Origin of the sequence: Sedimenticola selenatireducens, assembly GCF_963675335.2 — a bacterium.
In the GTDB taxonomy this organism is placed as follows: Bacteria; Pseudomonadota; Gammaproteobacteria; order Chromatiales; family Chromatiaceae; genus Sedimenticola; species Sedimenticola selenatireducens.
In genome coordinates this window covers 795,441-810,911 of sequence record NZ_CAXXYC010000003.1, presented here as the reverse complement: position 1 = coordinate 810,911, position 15,471 = coordinate 795,441, and the positions used below count along the sequence as shown (strand labels likewise).

Below are 15,471 nucleotides of genomic sequence, written 5' to 3'. Positions count from 1 at the left end.
CGGGGGTATGTTCGTGTCTATCGGACCGGGTCACGGCACGCCCCTTCTTGCGCTGACTTGGCATTTTCGCTCAAGTGATTTCGAGGGCCAGTGCAACGCCTTGGCCGCCGCCGAAGCACAGCGTGACGATCCCGCGTTTGCGGCGCGATGTGCCGCAGTCAGGGTTGTGATAAATAAGTGGTTGCATAGGGCTTCACAATTTGTCTGGTTGGGCGGGGCAAGCGATCAGCGCGGATGTCAGCGGCTCGCAGACCTGTGGATGACCCGCACAACAGTCATTGACCAGGAATCGAATCGTCTCTTGCATACGACTCAAGTTCGCCCGATAGATGATGGAACGACTCTGGCGTTGGGAGAGAACAAGCCCGGCACGGGTAAGCACAGACAAATGTGCTGACATCGTATTGTGCGGTACACCCAGTTGTCTTGCGATCTCACCAGCAGGGAGCCCGTCTGGTTCATGACGAATCAGAAGCCGGAATGCTTCCAACCGCGTCTCTTGAGAAAGAGCACCAAAGCTGGCTATTGCCTTTAACGTTTCCATATGTCGAAGAATATGGACATAATTAAATCTAGTCAAGTTTTACGATTTCAGGGCTAACCAGAACAATCCTGGATGATCGTAACGACAGGGCAAGACAGATTGGATATCAACCAGATAATCCGAGTACCCATAATAATAAATCAGTTATCTGGGCATGGCGTAACAGAACAGGTCGCTAACCAAAAACCAGCAGTGCCCTGCCGGGCAGGAGATGCGGCACTTGGAAAATCAAAGGATTCACGTTCATTTACGTTTCTGGGCGACTACTATTGTCCGTGGCCATGGCTGAGGCAGATGGGTAATCAGGTCACCTTATACAGAACAGCAGCGCCGCTTGAGTCAATCTGCCTGATTTTCTGCTGCTTGTCACACGGCATCAACCCTCTATAATTCTCCTCTTTCGGACAGTATCCCAAGCTGTCTCAGCGGAGAAATCTCTGGTGTTCAGCCTGTTTCGTGAATCCGAAATCCGTCATATCGGTACACTTGTACTGGGCTGTCTGATGATGGGCTCGATGGGCATTTTCGCCAACCATATTGTACAGACTCATCCGGCCAATATTGTTTTCCTGCGTTTCTTCTTTTGCACGCTCAGTTTTCCGCTGATCGCATTGATTGCGTACCCACTGTTCCCCCGGACCACCCGTGACAAGGTAATGGAGACGATCAGTTTCGCCAGAGATCACACCGGACTCTGGGTGGTGGTCGGCATATCCATGGCACTGGTGGTCGCTCTCTATACCCTGGGGGCAGTCCTGCTGTCAGTCGGCCTAAGCGTGATACTCCTGTATACCGCTGCCATCTGGTTTCCACTCATGGAGAAACTGGCGTGTCGTTATCTGTTTCGCGATCTGCGGCCGACCCAGTTCAGCCGTGCCTACTACCTGTCCGTCAGCCTGAATCTGCTGGGGCTCCTCACCATCATCCTGGGCACCACACAGCTACCCAGTTTCGGATCACTCTCTTCGGTTTTGGGACTGATCTCCGCAGTCACTGCCAGCATGGCGTTCTCCTTCAGCATGGTGCTGGTCAGGGTAATCAAGACAAAAGGAATTAAAACCGAACAGATGATTATCACCAGTTCATTCATCGGTTCACTGATTATGCTACCAGCGCTGTTTCTGCTGCCGATTGAACTGAGCAGTGGCAATCTATACAACGCCTTCGGCATGGGCTTTATCGCTACCGCACTGGGCGGACTGATCTACTTCAAGGGTTTCGGCAGTGTACGCACAACCCTGGCACCGGTGATTGCCTACCTGGAACCTATCTTCGGATTCAGTCTTGCGATCCTGATCCTCGCGGAACAGTTCACCCCCACCCTGCTCCTGGGGATGGCGATTATTCTTGCCACCAACATCGGTTATACACTGCTTGACCTTTGGCGCAGCAGGCATTTGCTTGCCGACCTGGATCAATGACAAAAAAGCCCGGCAATCTGCCGGGCTTTTTCTTTGCCTATACGACCGGTTTACAGATAGTCGTAACTACCGTTCGTCCATTTATAAAGCACATAACCCGGTGCAGTAACGTCACCCTTTCCATCAAAACTGAATTTACCAAGGACGGTATCAAACTCACCTGACTTCAGCGCCGCCACCACCTTTGCGGTGTCGGTGGAGCCAGCCGCATTGGCCGCCTGGGCCCAGGCCTGAACGGCGCCATAGGTATAAAGGACATAGCCTTCCGGCTCAATACCTTTGCTGCGGAACTTTTCCACTAACGGAGCGGCAACCGGGTTCTTGCGCGGATCCGGACTGAAGGTCATCAACGTGCCTTCTCCGGCCGGCCCGGTAATCGACCAGTACTCGTTGGTCACCAGCGCATCACCGGAAACCAGCACAGTATCCATGCCCTGCTCACGCATCTGGCGGACAATCAGCCCCCCCTCGGTGTGGTAGCCACCCAGATACATGACGCCGATATTGCTCTGCTTCATCTTGGAAACCAGGGCGGTATAATCTTTCTCGCCCGCGGTAATCGCCTCGTACATTGCCGGTTCACCACCCAGTTTCTTGTACTCGGCCATGGTTGCGTCAGCAAGTCCCTTGCCATAAGCAGTCTTGTCATGAATAAAGGCTATCTTCTGGTCCGCAAAGTTCTCTTTCAGGAATTTTCCAGCAACCGCGCCCTGCTGATCATCGCGCCCACAGACACGAAACACGTTGTCAGCACCCTCTTCCGTCAGTTTCGGGTTGGTGGAGGCCGGAGAGATCATTACTATCCCCTCCTCTTCATACACCTTGGATGCGGGAATGGAAGAGCCGGAGCAGAAGTGCCCAGCCATGAACACGACGCCTTTATTGACCATCTGGTTGGCAACCGCCACCGCCTGTTTGGGGTCGCAGGCATCATCACCCACTTCCAGCACAAGTTTCTCACCGAGCACGCCGCCGGCAGCATTAAGATCAGCAACGGCTTGTTCGGCACCCGCCTTCATCTGGGCACCAAAACTCGCGTACTGACCCGTCATGGGTCCCGCGGTGGCAATCATGATGTCGGCCAATGCCACCGAGCCAAAGCTCATAGCTGCGGCAGTCGCTACGGCCATCACGGACAGCTTGAATGTCTTTTTCATTTCAACGATTCTCCTCTGGTACTTTCCCAGTCATGAAATATTCCTTCTTTCTTATATTAGTCCAGTATGGGCGCACCACGCTGAACCACTCCTCAAAGCATGAGCAAACAGCATTGCCCACTTACTTTAAGGTGACGCACAATCAACGAACACAATCGCCTGACTGCATTCGCCAGATCATTTATTAATCTCCTCCCAGCCAAACAGGCCCGATCGTCGATAAAGCCAGGGATATTGACTGACCATCCGGTTCACCCGGGTAATCCGAAATGCCAGCAAACCAATCAAGGTGATCGCCGTCGTATCGATCAGATAACCACCCAGTGAAGCCAATTCGCCGTCAAACAGGGCAAAGACCAGAAAGCGATCACCGGCTCCGAGGAGCAGCGCATAGAGAAATACTTGCCGCAGGGGCCGCCAGGTAATGGCAATCGCCTGGCCCATCATGTAGGCGGCAAGGCCGAACAACACCAGGGTAAGGCCAATAAACACCGGTAAGTTCAATGTCCGCCCTCCAGATAGGCCGCCCGCACTTCCGGTCGCTCCAACAGATCCTTACTCTCACCCGACAGGGTGATTTCGCCATTCACCATCACATAGCCCCGATGCGCCAGTTTCAGTGCATGGTAGGCATTCTGTTCAACCAGCAGCACCGTCACATTATCCTCGCGATTAATCTCCTCAATCACTTTGAAAATCTGTTTTACCACCAGTGGCGCCAGACCTAATGACGGCTCATCCAGCAACAGGAGTTTAGGCCGGCTCATCATCGCTCGCGCAATCGCCAGCATCTGCTGTTCACCGCCGGAGAGGGTTCCTCCGCGCTGGTTAGCGCGCTTTTTCAGAATAGGGAACAGTGTTGTCACCCGCTCCAGATCCTGATCAAAATATTTTTCGTCAGAGACAATCGCCCCCATCAGCAGATTCTCCATTACCGACATGCGGGGAAATATACGTCGCCCTTCCGGTGCCTGTGCCAATCCCAAATGCATAATCTCGTGCGTACTCAAATGGGTGATATCCTGCCCGAGATAATGAATGCTTCCTTTTGCGGCTTGGGGGGTGCCACAGGTAGTCATTAACAGTGTGCTCTTACCGGCACCGTTTGCACCAATCAGGGTAACGATTTCACCAGCTTTGACGGTAAGGTTCACCCCTTTCAACGCCTCAATGCTGCCGTAGAAGGTGTGCACCCCTGATATTTCCAACATATCAGATACCCCCCCTGCTCTCTGGATCAAAATCGCTTTTAATATCCTTGACTATCTCCGGGGGTAACTCTTCCGTTTCATCCTCACCTAGATAGGCACGTATAACATTGGGATCAGAACGGACATAGAGTGACGTGCCGTCAGATATCTTGCTGCCATAGTCCAGTACGATTACATGGTCAGATATTTCCATCACCACACTCATATCGTGTTCAATCAATAGCAGTCCAATACCATGTTCATCCTTGATGTAATTTAATAGGTTATTGAGTCCGCCCGATTCCTTTGGATTCAGACCCGCTGCCGGTTCATCCAGACAGAGTATGGTCGGTTTGATGCACATCGCCCTGGCGATCTCCAGCCGTCGCTGATCGCCATAAGGGAGATTGCCGGCATTGATATCGGCCAACCGGGTCAGCCCTACCCTATCCAACCAGTAACGGGCCAGGTCGGTCGCTTCCTTCTCCTTGTTACGATAAGCACGAAAACCAAACAGGCCGGTAACGGTAAAACCGGACGCCTTCATCAACTCGTTGTGCTGGGCGACGATCAGGTTCTCCAGCACCGACATTTCAGAGAATAGCCGAATATTCTGAAAAGTCCTGGCCACGTGCGCCCGCTGGGCGATGCGAAAACCATCCATTCGTTCCAACAGAAACGCTTCTCCACGGGCGCGCAGAGTTAATCTGCCAACAGTCGGTGTGTAGAAACCGGTGATACAGTTGAACAACGTGGTTTTGCCTGCACCGTTTGGACCGATAATCGCGGTAATCTCGCCTTCACCAGCGGCAAACGAGACGTCATCAATGGCGAGCAGTCCGCCAAATCGCATGGTGAGATGCTCAACAGTGAGCAGTGGCGCGGCACCGCTGGGTATAATGAGTTCAGGTGGAATGGATGAAACCCTGTTCATTTCCCCTCCCCTTCAGTTACTGCCTTGATCGCTTCAGGGGGTGGTCCCTTGTCTGGATGCAATTTAATAGTGGGTTCCCGATGCGCCAGCAATCCACGCGGTTTCCACACCATAATGGCCACCATCAGTCCACCAAAGGCCAGCATGCGATACTCCTCAAGACCACGGAACAACTCCGTTCCACCGATCAATAAAACCGCCGCAATCGCCACGCCGACCTGAGAACCCATGCCACCCAGAACCACAATGGCCAGAATCACCGCCGATTCAATAAAAGTGAAACTCTCCGGGCTGATAAAGGCCTGCCGGGTGGCAAAGAAGGAACCGGCAAAGCCTGCAAACATGGCGCCCAGGGCAAAAGCGGTCAATTTGGTATTGGTCGGATTGATACCCAGCGAGCGACAGGCAATCTCATCTTCCCGCAACGCCTCCCAGGCGCGCCCGACTGGCATCTTGCGAATGCGCAGGGTAAAGAAGTTGGTGATTAGTGCCAGTATCAGAATAAGATAATAAAGGAAAATAAGTCGGTGCATGGAGGAGTAATCGAGATCAAAGAACTGATGAAAAGTCTGGGTTCCCTCCACTGCAGTACGTTTGAACTCCAGGCCGAAGAAACTGGGGCGCGGAATACCGGAGATGCCATCGGGGCCATTGGTAAATTTATACCAGTTAAGCAGAATTATCCTAATAATCTCGCCAAAGCCCAGGGTGACAATGGCCAGATAATCACCCCGCAGGCGCAGCACCGGAAAACCGAGCAACACACCGAAACTGGCAGCACAGAGTCCGGCCAACGGCAGACAGACCCAGAACGACAGATCGAAATAGAAGGCAAACAGGGCATAAGAGTAAGCGCCCACGGCATAGAACGCCACGTAGCCGAGATCCAGTAAGCCCGCAAGTCCCACCACAATATTGAGCCCCCAGCCCAACATCACGTAGATCAACACATAGGTGGCGATATCGATCACATAACGATCGGCAAAGGGCATCAGCGGCAGCACCAGGGCAAAGGCGATAAACACCGGACCACCGATAGTGGAGAAGCGTTTAATGATGGTGGCAGCCCGATCTTCCTCTTCTTTACGATCGCGACTGACCGGCCCCTTGGAGGCCTTCCACTCACGCCTGAAAGCGAACAGCAAGCGTCCGGCGAACACCGATATCACTGCAACGGCGACCAGTGGCCAGCGTGTCGTGATGCCAAGCCCCGTGGTGGTATCTACCGTACGCAGTCCAAGCATGACTATGGTCAGCCCCAAGGCCACCAGGGCGGCGATGGCGGATTCCTTCAACAGTCCAGCGATATCAATACCACGCGGATTATTATTGGATTCAATCATCATGATTACACCTTCTCGATTTCCGGCTTACCCAACAAACCGGTCGGTCTGAATATCAGCACCAGTACCAGAATCGCGAAGGCCGCCACATCCTTATACTCAATCGAGAAATAGGCCGACCAGTAGGTTTCAATCAAGCCGATCAACAGGCCACCCAGCATGGCGCCCGGCAGTGAACCAATTCCGCCAAGCACCGCAGCGGTAAACGCCTTTATCCCGGCCAGGAAACCGATATAGAAATCAATCACACCGTAGTAGAGAACAAACATCATGCCGGCTACCGCCGCCAGCGCGGCTCCCATGACAAAGGTCAGGGAGATAGTCCGGTCCACATTGATCCCGAGCAGTGCCGACATGGTTCGGTCCTGTTCACAGCCGCGTTGTGCCCGACCCAATGAGGTACGGGCAATCAGCAGTGCAAAACCTGTCATCAATGCAATGGTGAGCAGAACAATCACAATTTGCAGATAACTCACTGTGATAGAAAAGTCGCTACCCTCCAGAAAGGTGAAACCACCGGAAATCACCGGGGGCATGGGTCGAACCCGAGCCCCTTGCAACAGTTGCACATAGTTCTGCAGGAAGATCGACATGCCGATGGCGGAGATCAGCGGCGCCAGCCGGAATGAGCCGCGCAGCGGCCGGTAGGCCAGCCGTTCAACCGTCCAGCCATAAACCGAGGCGATAAGCATGGAGACCAGCAGCACCACCAGGAGCGCCAGGGGAATCCAGGTGATGCCGATAATGCCGAGAACCAGGAAAGCGATCAACGATAGAAACGCGCCAATCATAAAGACATCGCCATGGGCGAAATTGATCATACCGATAATGCCGTAGACCATGGTGTAGCCAATCGCGATCAGCCCATAAATCGAGCCGAGGGTAACGCCGTTGATTAACTGCTGGATAAAATATTCCATGAGCTCCTCACGCTTATATTATTTTCATCGTGCAGCTGTGAAACAACCGAACAACAATCGCTCACGCTGCACGTCTTTGGTGGCTTTAGACCATGCGCTACTCCATTGTTTTATAGTTATTAATGACAACAATAACAACTGTCATCCGCTGCCGGCCATCCGTGGCCTTCGCCGTATAACTCCATCCATGGACATATCCGCTCCCGGCCGTCCGTGGCCTTCGCGGTATAACTCCATCCACGGACATATCCGCTCCCGGCCATCCCGGACCCTGGTGGTGTAGCCCCTGCACCCGGATCAGCGGATCACGCTATTCTCAAGTGACAACAGCGTGGCATTGCCACCGATGGCCGTGGTATTTGTTGTCCGTGTTCTTTCCGTGGCAAACCGCAGCAGGTAGTGTGGACCACCCGCTTTGGGTCCGGTGCCCGACAGACCGAGGCCGCCAAACGGCTGTACTCCCACCACCGCGCCAATCTGGTTCCTGTTAATGTAGACATTTCCCACCCGTACCCTGGTGTCGATATAGCGACTGGTGGTTTCATTGCGCGAGTGTATTCCCAGGGTGAGACCATATCCCGAGTTGTTGATCTGTAGAATCACATCATCCAGCCGGGAGGCCTTAAAACGAATCACATGTAAAACAGGGCCGAAGTGCTCTTTACTGAGCTGATCCATGTGCTGGATCTCAAACGCCACCGGTGCCACAAAGCAGCCCGCCTCGGCATTCAGCGGCAGCGGAGTCTCGGCAATCAGGGTGGCCTGCTCGCGCATTTCGGCAATGTGCCGCTGCAGCGTGCGGCGCGCCTCCTCATCGATCACCGGCCCCACATCGGTATCCAGCTCGCAGGGGTCACCCACCTTCAGTTCAGCCATTGCCCCCTTGAGCAGTGCCAGTATGCGCTCCGCCACATCGTCCTGGAGAAACAGTACCCGTAGCGCGGAACAGCGTTGCCCGGCGCTGGCGAAAGCGGAGGAGATCACATCCTTGATCACCTGCTCCGGCAGGGCCGTGCTGTCCACGACCATGGCATTCTGGCCACCGGTCTCGGCCACCAGTGTGGCGACTGGACCGTTGCGCATGGCCAGTGAGCGATTGATCAGCCGGGCCGTCTCGGTAGAGCCGGTAAAGGCCACGCCGGCAATGCGTTCATCGGCCGTGAGCAGCGGCCCGATACGGCTGCCCTCCCCCGGCAACAAGTGCAACACGCTATCCGGAATACCGGCCTGGTGAAACAGCTCCACGGCTCGGGCGGCGATCAGGCTGGTCTGTTCCGCCGGTTTCGCAATCACACTGTTGCCGGCCGCCAGGGCCGCCATCACCTGGCCGGTAAAGATGGCCAGCGGAAAATTCCAGGGGCTGATACAGACAAACAGCCCCCGGCCCTGCAGATAGAGTTCATTGGCTTCGCCGGTCGGACCGTCCAGCAATTGCGCCGAATCAAAGTGCAGTCGCGCCTGCCAGGCATAATAGCGGCAGAAATCCACCGCTTCCCGCACCTCGTCAATAGCATCCTGGATGGTCTTGCCGGCCTCCAGGTGGCAGAGCGCTATCAGCTCCGCCCGATGCTCCTCCAGCAGATCGGCCGCCCGTTCAAGGGCAACCGACCGCTTGGCCACCGGCGTAGCGTTCCAGCCGGCGAATGCCTCGCAGGCTACGGCAATTGCCTGCCCGACGGTCTGTTCATCCGTCTGAATCAGACTGCCCACATGAATCACCCGATCATGTGGAGCATGAACCTGCACGACCTCACCGGACTCGATCCGTTTGCCCTTGATCAGCGGCGCGGCATGCCAGGACTGGCGGAAGAATGCCTGTACCTCGCGCTGCAGCGGCAGCCATTGATCAGCCACATTAATGTTGACTCCGCAGGAGTTAATGCGCCCTTTTCCATAGATATCCGGGGGCAACGGAATACGCTCATTGGACAGGGAACTGTACTGGCAGAGCTTGGTCAGAGGATGCTCGATCAGGGACTCCACCGGGGTTTTTTGGTCGATCAGCCTATGCACGAAAGAGGAGTTGGCGCCGTTTTCCAGCAGCCGGCGTACCAGATAAGGCAGCAGGTCCTTGTGGCTGCCGACCGGTGCATAGATCCGGACACGGCTTGCATAGCGCTCGATAACGGCCTCATAGAGGGCGTCACCCATGCCGTGCAGGCGCTGAAATTCATACTGATCATGGGTTGCCATGCTGACGACACTGGCCACCGTGTGGGCATTATGGCTGGCGAACTGAGGATAGATCAGACCTTTCAGCTGATCACTCAACAGGAAGCTTGCACAGGCCAGATAGGAGACATCGGTCGCCTCCTTGCGGGTAAATACCGGGTAACTTTCCAGACCCAGCTGCTGGGCATGTTTAATCTCGCTGTCCCAGTAGGCACCTTTCGCCAGGCGTAACGGGATCAGGTCACCCTGTTTACCAGCCAGCGCCGCCAGCCAGAAGAGCACCGGCAGCGCCCGTTTTTGATAGGCCTGGACCACCAGGCCCAGATTGCCCCAACCACGGCTGATCTGATCCCGGTAGAGCCGTTCAAACACCTTCAGCGACAACTCCAGCCGGTCGGCCTCTTCCGCATCAATGGTGATTCCCACATCCAGTTCCCGGGCCAGTTTGATTAGCGCCAGCATCCGGTCACCCAGTTCGCTAATCACCCGCCGCTCCTGCTGCTGTTCGTAGCGTGGATGCAGGGCGGAAAGTTTGATCGATACAGTGGAACGGAAGGAAGTGTCCGAAGGGAAGGTATCGCTGCCTATGGCCTTGATAGCGCCGCTGTAGGCTTCGAAGTAGTGCTCGGCATCCCGGTCGGTAAGCGCCGCCTCCCCGAGCATATCGTAGGAGTAGCTATAACCAGCCTCACGCTGCTTACGACTGTTGGCCAGCGCCTCGGTGATGGTACGGCCCAGCACAAACTGCCTGCCCATGATCTTCATCGCCTGGTGCATCGCCTGCCGCACCACCGGCTCACTCAGCCGGTTGACCAGCCGATTGATCACACTGGCCGGCTCATCCTCAATCCCGGCATCCAGGGTGATCACCTTGCCGGTCAGCAGCAGTCCCCAGGTTGATGCGTTCACCAACAGCGACTTGCTCTGCTTCAGGTGTTGTTTCCAGTCCGCGATACCCAGCTTGTCCTTGATCAGGGCATCGGCGGTGGCGCTGTCCGGAATACGCATCAGCGACTCGGCCAGGCACATCAACAACACCCCTTCCCGGGTATCCAGGCTGTACTCCAACAGCAAGGCATCGATCATGTGCATGGCATCATCCCGCGCCCGCACCGCCCTGACCAGCTCGGCACTCTCGCGGGTGGTCTTCTTCAGCAATTCGGGCGTGGGTCTGGCAAGGGGGATCAGCGTCTCCAGCAGACTTGATTCATCCACGCAATACATGGCGCTGATGCGAGATTTGAGCAGATCAGGGTCTTGCTGAATTGTGGCAATATTTAAGGCAGCACTGGCATCAAATAGGGGCGTCACAGCACTTGGCTCCTTTGGGTGGACCCGCAGACTCACCTGAGTAAAGCGGCCGGTTACCTCTATAAAACTGTAGCATGCAATTATTCCAGTGTTATCTATGCTCCAGACTAACGACAAGCATGGCGTACTGCTGACAAAATGCCACGACCTTTTATTTGATTCTTACGCCTGATCGCCGAAGAAGACGAAGAACCGGCGAAAATGGTTACAAAATAATCTGTCTTCTCCATATCCGGCATTCTTGAAGAGACAGAAACCGGAGCCACCGGCTGCGAAACCGAATCGGCATCAGGTTCTAAAGAATGGCTGCATCCAGACACTTCATTCGACCTGGAGGTTTCATAGAAACAATGCTCAATACCCGGTTGCTGCAGTGCAACCCTGCAGTTAAGCTGGCAGTCCATATTTCAGGCAACTTATTGCCCCGTATGCGCTGCACACCTCGGGCTGCAGGCCGAACGCAGGTTTTGCCACATCACGGTTGGCGTACAAATAATCCTGCGGGAACGATAATCAGGTAAATCCATGCAATCTGAACAAGTAATCACCGAACGGGGAACGGGCACACCACTGGTCCTGCTGCACAGTTCCCTGAGTAGCAAGACACAATGGAGCAAGCTGAGCGAGCAACTGATCACCGGATACCGGATTATCGCGATCGACCTGTATGGCTATGGCGAGAGTGAATTTCCCGACTCTCCCAATCAGTTCAGCCTCGCCAAAGAAGCAGCTCGGATAGCGCGGATTATCAGGCAATACCTGGGCAATGAGCGATTCCATCTGATCGGACACTCCTATGGTGGCGCCACCGCACTGCGACTGGCCCACGAAAATCCATCCCGCATCCTTTCTCTTGGACTGTACGAGCCGGTAGCCTTTTTCCTGCTTGACCAGAGCGAGCCGGCTTACCGGATCATGCAGCAGGTGGAACAGCAGATAGCGTCGAACCTTGCTAAGGGTGATATACCTACCGCCACCGCCCACTTTATCGACTTCTGGAGCGGCCAGGGCACCTACCAGGGACTCCCGGTGGAGAAACAGCGTATGCTGGATCGCTACATCAACAAAGTGTTGCTCGATTTTCAGGCCGTGCTGCGGGAGACCCTCAGGGCCGAAGATTACCGGAATCTGGCACTGCCTGTCTGCCTGCTGCGCAGTCAGGAAAGCCCGTTACCGACCCGTCGTGTAGCCGAAGTACTGGAACATACCCTGCCCCGACTGGAGGCCCACTGGGTCCCGGGAGGTCACTTGGCGCCGATCACAAACGCCGATGAGGTCAATCCTTACTGGATAAACTTCCTGCGACATCTTCGTGAGCCGGCAGGACCGGAAGAGGATGAGCGAGCTAAGCTATTATTGTGACATTGCACAAAAAGTTTGAAATCAGTCCGCTTGAAACGGCAACGTCCAGCGTGATGGAACGGCTGCCCCGAATCGAAGCGGACCATAGTCTGATAACCCATTCCGGAAGCAACGACTGAGTGCCACCAGCTACCGGAAACCCACTACGCCGTATTGCAAGGAGAAGATAATGAGCGAAACCCAATTTCGCGCCCTGGTTATTGAAGAGGCTGAACCGAAGAAATATGTCTGCGGTATCAAGACCCGTTCCGTCAACCAACTGCCGGCTGGCGAAGTGCTGGTTAAAGTGCACTACTCGGCCCTGAACTACAAGGACGCCCTCTCTTCCATCGGCAACAAGGGAGTGACCCGTAACTATCCTCACACCCCGGGTATCGATGCCGCCGGTATCGTCGCCGCCAGCGAACATAGCGATTTTGCGGTGGGCGACGAGGTGATCGTCACCAGCTACGACCTGGGCATGAATACCGATGGCGCCCTGGCCGAGTACATCCGCGTGCCTGCTGCCTGGGTGATCAAGCGGCCGCAGAACCTGAGCCTGAAAGAGGCCATGATGTTCGGCACCGCAGGCCTGACGGCTGGACTGATGATGGATGCCCTGGTGCGCAACGGTGTCACTGCCAATCATGGCCCGATACTGGTCACCGGCGCCACGGGCGGGGTGGGAAGCCTGGCGGTGGCGATGCTGGCCAAGGCCGGATTTTCGGTTACGGCCGTCACCGGCAAGGCGGATGCAGCGGACTTTCTCAAGTCCCTCGGGGCCAGCGAAGTGGTCGGTCGGGAGGCGATTATCGAGACCGAACGCCCGATGCTGAAGGAGCAGTGGGCCGGCGTCATCGATGTCGTGGGCGGTGACATGCTCGCCAGCGCCATCAAGGCGACCCGCTACGGAGGCATTGTCACCTGCGCCGGACTGGTGGGTTCTCCGGAACTAAACACCACGGTCTTTCCTTTCATCCTGCGCGGGGTTTCACTGATCGGCATCGACTCGGCCGAAACCGCCATGGCCAACCGGGTTACCGCCTGGAATCGCATGGCCAGTGAATGGAAACCCGACTGCCTGGAAAAACTGACCACCGAGATCACTCTGGATGAGGTGGCGGATCGGCTGAAGGCGATACTCCAGGGCAAGGCCCACGGCCACTACCTGGTCAAGATAGCCTGACGCCCACCGATCAGGGATAATGGCCGCCCGCGGCAACGCCGCGAGTGGCCATTTTTTATTCCAGACCATCGACCACCACCATGAAAACTGACTCAGAACAGGACCGGGTCTACTCGGACCCCAGAGAACAGGTTGGCGAATTCGTTTTCGACCAACAGGTAGCACGGGTTTTTCCCGACATGATCGGACGTTCCGTGCCGGGCTATGACAGCGTGATCAATCTCAGCAGTGTACTGGCGGCCCAGTATGTGCAACCGGCGAGTCTCTGTTATGACCTGGGTTGTTCACTGGGCGCCACCTCGCAGGCAATCCAGCGCGGCATCCGGGTACCGGGTTGTCGCATTATTGCGGTGGACAACTCACCGGCCATGCTGGAGCAGGCGGTGAAGCGGTTGCCGGCGACCACTGACGCCACACCCATCGACTTTGTCTGCGCAGACATTGCGCAGATGGAATTTAAAAACGCCTCCATGGTGACGCTCAACTTCACCCTGCAGTTCATTCCACTTGAACAGCGGACCGCTCTGTTACAACGCATCCAGGCAGGTCTGCGACCGGGCGGCATCCTGATCCTCTCGGAAAAGATCCGCTTTGACGACCCGGTGGAGGAGCAGTTGCAGATCGAGATGCACCACGCCTTCAAACGGGCCAACGGCTATAACGACCTGGAGATCAGCCAGAAACGCAGCGCCCTGGAAAATGTATTGATTCCAGAGAGTCTGGAGCAACACCAGACCCGGCTTAAGCAGGCCGGTTTCCAGCGCGCCGACCTCTGGTTCCAGTGCTTTAACTTCGTCTCTCTGGTAGCGCGAAAAGGATGATCGACTATCAGGCACTCTATCCGTTGATGCAGACCTACGGACTGGATGGGTGGGCGGAACGGCTACCGGGGCAGTTGGAGCAAATTTTCAAGCAGCGCCCCCATGGCGACCTGGATCGCTGGCTTTCAGCCATTGAGCAACTGCCGGCGCTGGAGCCTGGAGAGGTCACTCTGGATCAGTCACGCATTTCCTCCGCCGGAACCCGTTCCCTGACGGAATCGGAACATGAGACGATCTATGCACTGCTCCAGCAACTGCACCCCTGGCGCAAGGGGCCGTACCAGATCCATGGTATCCATATCGATACCGAGTGGCGCTCGGACTGGAAGTGGGACCGGCTAATCCCTCACATCAGCCCACTTCGGGGAAGAAGCGTGCTGGACATCGGCTGCGGCAACGGCTATCACTGCTGGCGCATGGCCGGCGAAGGCGCGGGACTGGTCATCGGCATCGACCCGACCCAGCTGTTTCTGGCCCAGTTCCTTGCCATCCGTCATTTTCTGGGAGCCCACTGGCCGGTTCATCTGCTGCCGCTCGGCATTGAGGATCTCCCCAACGATCTGCGCGCCTTCGACACGGTATTCTCCATGGGGGTGCTCTATCACCGCCGCTCCCCCATAGACCACCTCTATGAGTTGAAGGCGGCATTGCGGCCCGGTGGCGAACTGGTCCTGGAGACCCTGGTGATCGAAGGCGAACGGGGCCAGGTGCTGGTGCCGGAGGGCCGATACGCCAAGATGCGCAATGTCTGGTTTATCCCCACCCCGGATACGCTTTCGGGCTGGCTGGAACGTTGCGGATTCCGGGATGTGCGGGTGGTGGATGTAACCCAGACCACCACCCAGGAGCAGCGCGCAACCGACTGGATGCGCTTTGAATCCCTGGCCGACTATCTTGACCCGGCGGACAACCGCCGCACAATCGAAGGGCATCCGGCGCCGCTACGGGCCACCCTGCTGGCCACCGCGACATAATCCAATTATTCAGTCCGCACCCTGGTGTTGGGGTCTTCCCTCGCCCCATCCTACGGGCTATTCAGGCCGTAGGGTGGATAAGCCCGGAGGGCGCATCCACCAAACACCATTGCCTGGTGGATGCGCTTCGCTTATCCACCCTACGGTGTTTGGTGGC

13 protein-coding genes are annotated in these 15,471 nt (G+C 55.9%); 5 read left to right on the top strand and 8 right to left on the bottom strand.

The window, feature by feature from the left end; translation table 11 throughout:
• Positions 1-193: 193 nt before the first annotated feature.
• A complete protein-coding gene (locus tag ACHZBF_RS07460) occupies positions 194-544 on the bottom strand; it encodes an ArsR/SmtB family transcription factor (protein ID WP_273437897.1) in 351 nt (116 codons plus the stop codon).
• Positions 545-984: 440 nt separating this feature from the next.
• On the opposite strand from ACHZBF_RS07460, the gene ACHZBF_RS07455 reads away from it, so the two are divergent.
• Positions 985-1,965 (top strand): DMT family transporter, encoded by a 981-nt coding sequence (locus ACHZBF_RS07455; RefSeq protein ID WP_273437781.1) that lies wholly within the window; start codon positions 985-987, stop codon positions 1,963-1,965.
• A 50-nt stretch (positions 1,966-2,015) separates the two neighbouring features.
• Here the strand turns inward: ACHZBF_RS07455 and ACHZBF_RS07450 are convergent, their stop codons facing one another.
• The 7 genes from ACHZBF_RS07450 to putA form a co-directional block, all read right to left on the bottom strand.
• Positions 2,016-3,122, bottom strand: a complete 1,107-nt coding sequence (locus ACHZBF_RS07450) for a branched-chain amino acid ABC transporter substrate-binding protein (protein WP_321528090.1) — start codon at positions 3,120-3,122, stop codon at positions 2,016-2,018.
• Positions 3,123-3,299: 177 nt separating this feature from the next.
• Positions 3,300-3,626 (bottom strand): DUF6867 family protein, encoded by a 327-nt coding sequence (locus ACHZBF_RS07445; RefSeq protein ID WP_029133954.1) that lies wholly within the window; start codon positions 3,624-3,626, stop codon positions 3,300-3,302.
• Positions 3,623-4,333 (bottom strand): ABC transporter ATP-binding protein, encoded by a 711-nt coding sequence (locus ACHZBF_RS07440; protein ID WP_029133955.1) that lies wholly within the window; start codon positions 4,331-4,333, stop codon positions 3,623-3,625. Before ACHZBF_RS07440 ends, ACHZBF_RS07445 begins: the two co-directional genes overlap by 4 nt.
• Position 4,334: 1 nt before the next feature.
• On the bottom strand, positions 4,335-5,246 hold the full coding sequence (locus ACHZBF_RS07435; protein WP_273437785.1) for an ABC transporter ATP-binding protein: 912 nt from the start codon (positions 5,244-5,246) through the stop codon (positions 4,335-4,337).
• Positions 5,243-6,592 (bottom strand): high-affinity branched-chain amino acid ABC transporter permease LivM, encoded by a 1,350-nt coding sequence (gene livM / locus ACHZBF_RS07430; RefSeq protein WP_029133957.1) that lies wholly within the window; start codon positions 6,590-6,592, stop codon positions 5,243-5,245. The genes ACHZBF_RS07435 and livM overlap by 4 nt, the downstream gene beginning before the upstream one ends.
• Before the next feature lie 2 nt (positions 6,593-6,594).
• Positions 6,595-7,509, bottom strand: coding sequence for an ABC transporter permease subunit (locus ACHZBF_RS07425; protein WP_321528089.1), 915 nt, complete (start codon positions 7,507-7,509; stop codon positions 6,595-6,597).
• 297 nt (positions 7,510-7,806) lie between these two features.
• Positions 7,807-10,992, bottom strand: coding sequence for a bifunctional proline dehydrogenase/L-glutamate gamma-semialdehyde dehydrogenase PutA (gene putA, locus ACHZBF_RS07420; protein WP_321528088.1), 3,186 nt, complete (start codon positions 10,990-10,992; stop codon positions 7,807-7,809).
• Between the two features lie 525 nt (positions 10,993-11,517).
• Between putA and ACHZBF_RS07415 the strand changes: the two genes are divergently transcribed.
• From ACHZBF_RS07415 to cmoB, 4 genes are all read left to right on the top strand, one after another.
• A complete protein-coding gene (locus ACHZBF_RS07415; RefSeq protein ID WP_321528087.1) occupies positions 11,518-12,354 on the top strand; it encodes an alpha/beta fold hydrolase in 837 nt (278 codons plus the stop codon).
• 169 nt (positions 12,355-12,523) lie between these two features.
• Complete coding sequence (locus ACHZBF_RS07410) at positions 12,524-13,519, top strand: YhdH/YhfP family quinone oxidoreductase (protein ID WP_321528086.1); 996 nt, start codon at positions 12,524-12,526, stop codon at positions 13,517-13,519.
• 80 nt (positions 13,520-13,599) lie between these two features.
• Entirely contained in the window at positions 13,600-14,340 is a 741-nt protein-coding gene (cmoA, locus tag ACHZBF_RS07405) for a carboxy-S-adenosyl-L-methionine synthase CmoA (protein ID WP_321528085.1), read from the top strand.
• A complete protein-coding gene (gene cmoB / locus ACHZBF_RS07400; RefSeq protein ID WP_321528084.1) occupies positions 14,337-15,314 on the top strand; it encodes a tRNA 5-methoxyuridine(34)/uridine 5-oxyacetic acid(34) synthase CmoB in 978 nt (325 codons plus the stop codon). Before cmoA ends, cmoB begins: the two co-directional genes overlap by 4 nt.
• Positions 15,315-15,471 lie beyond the last annotated feature (157 nt).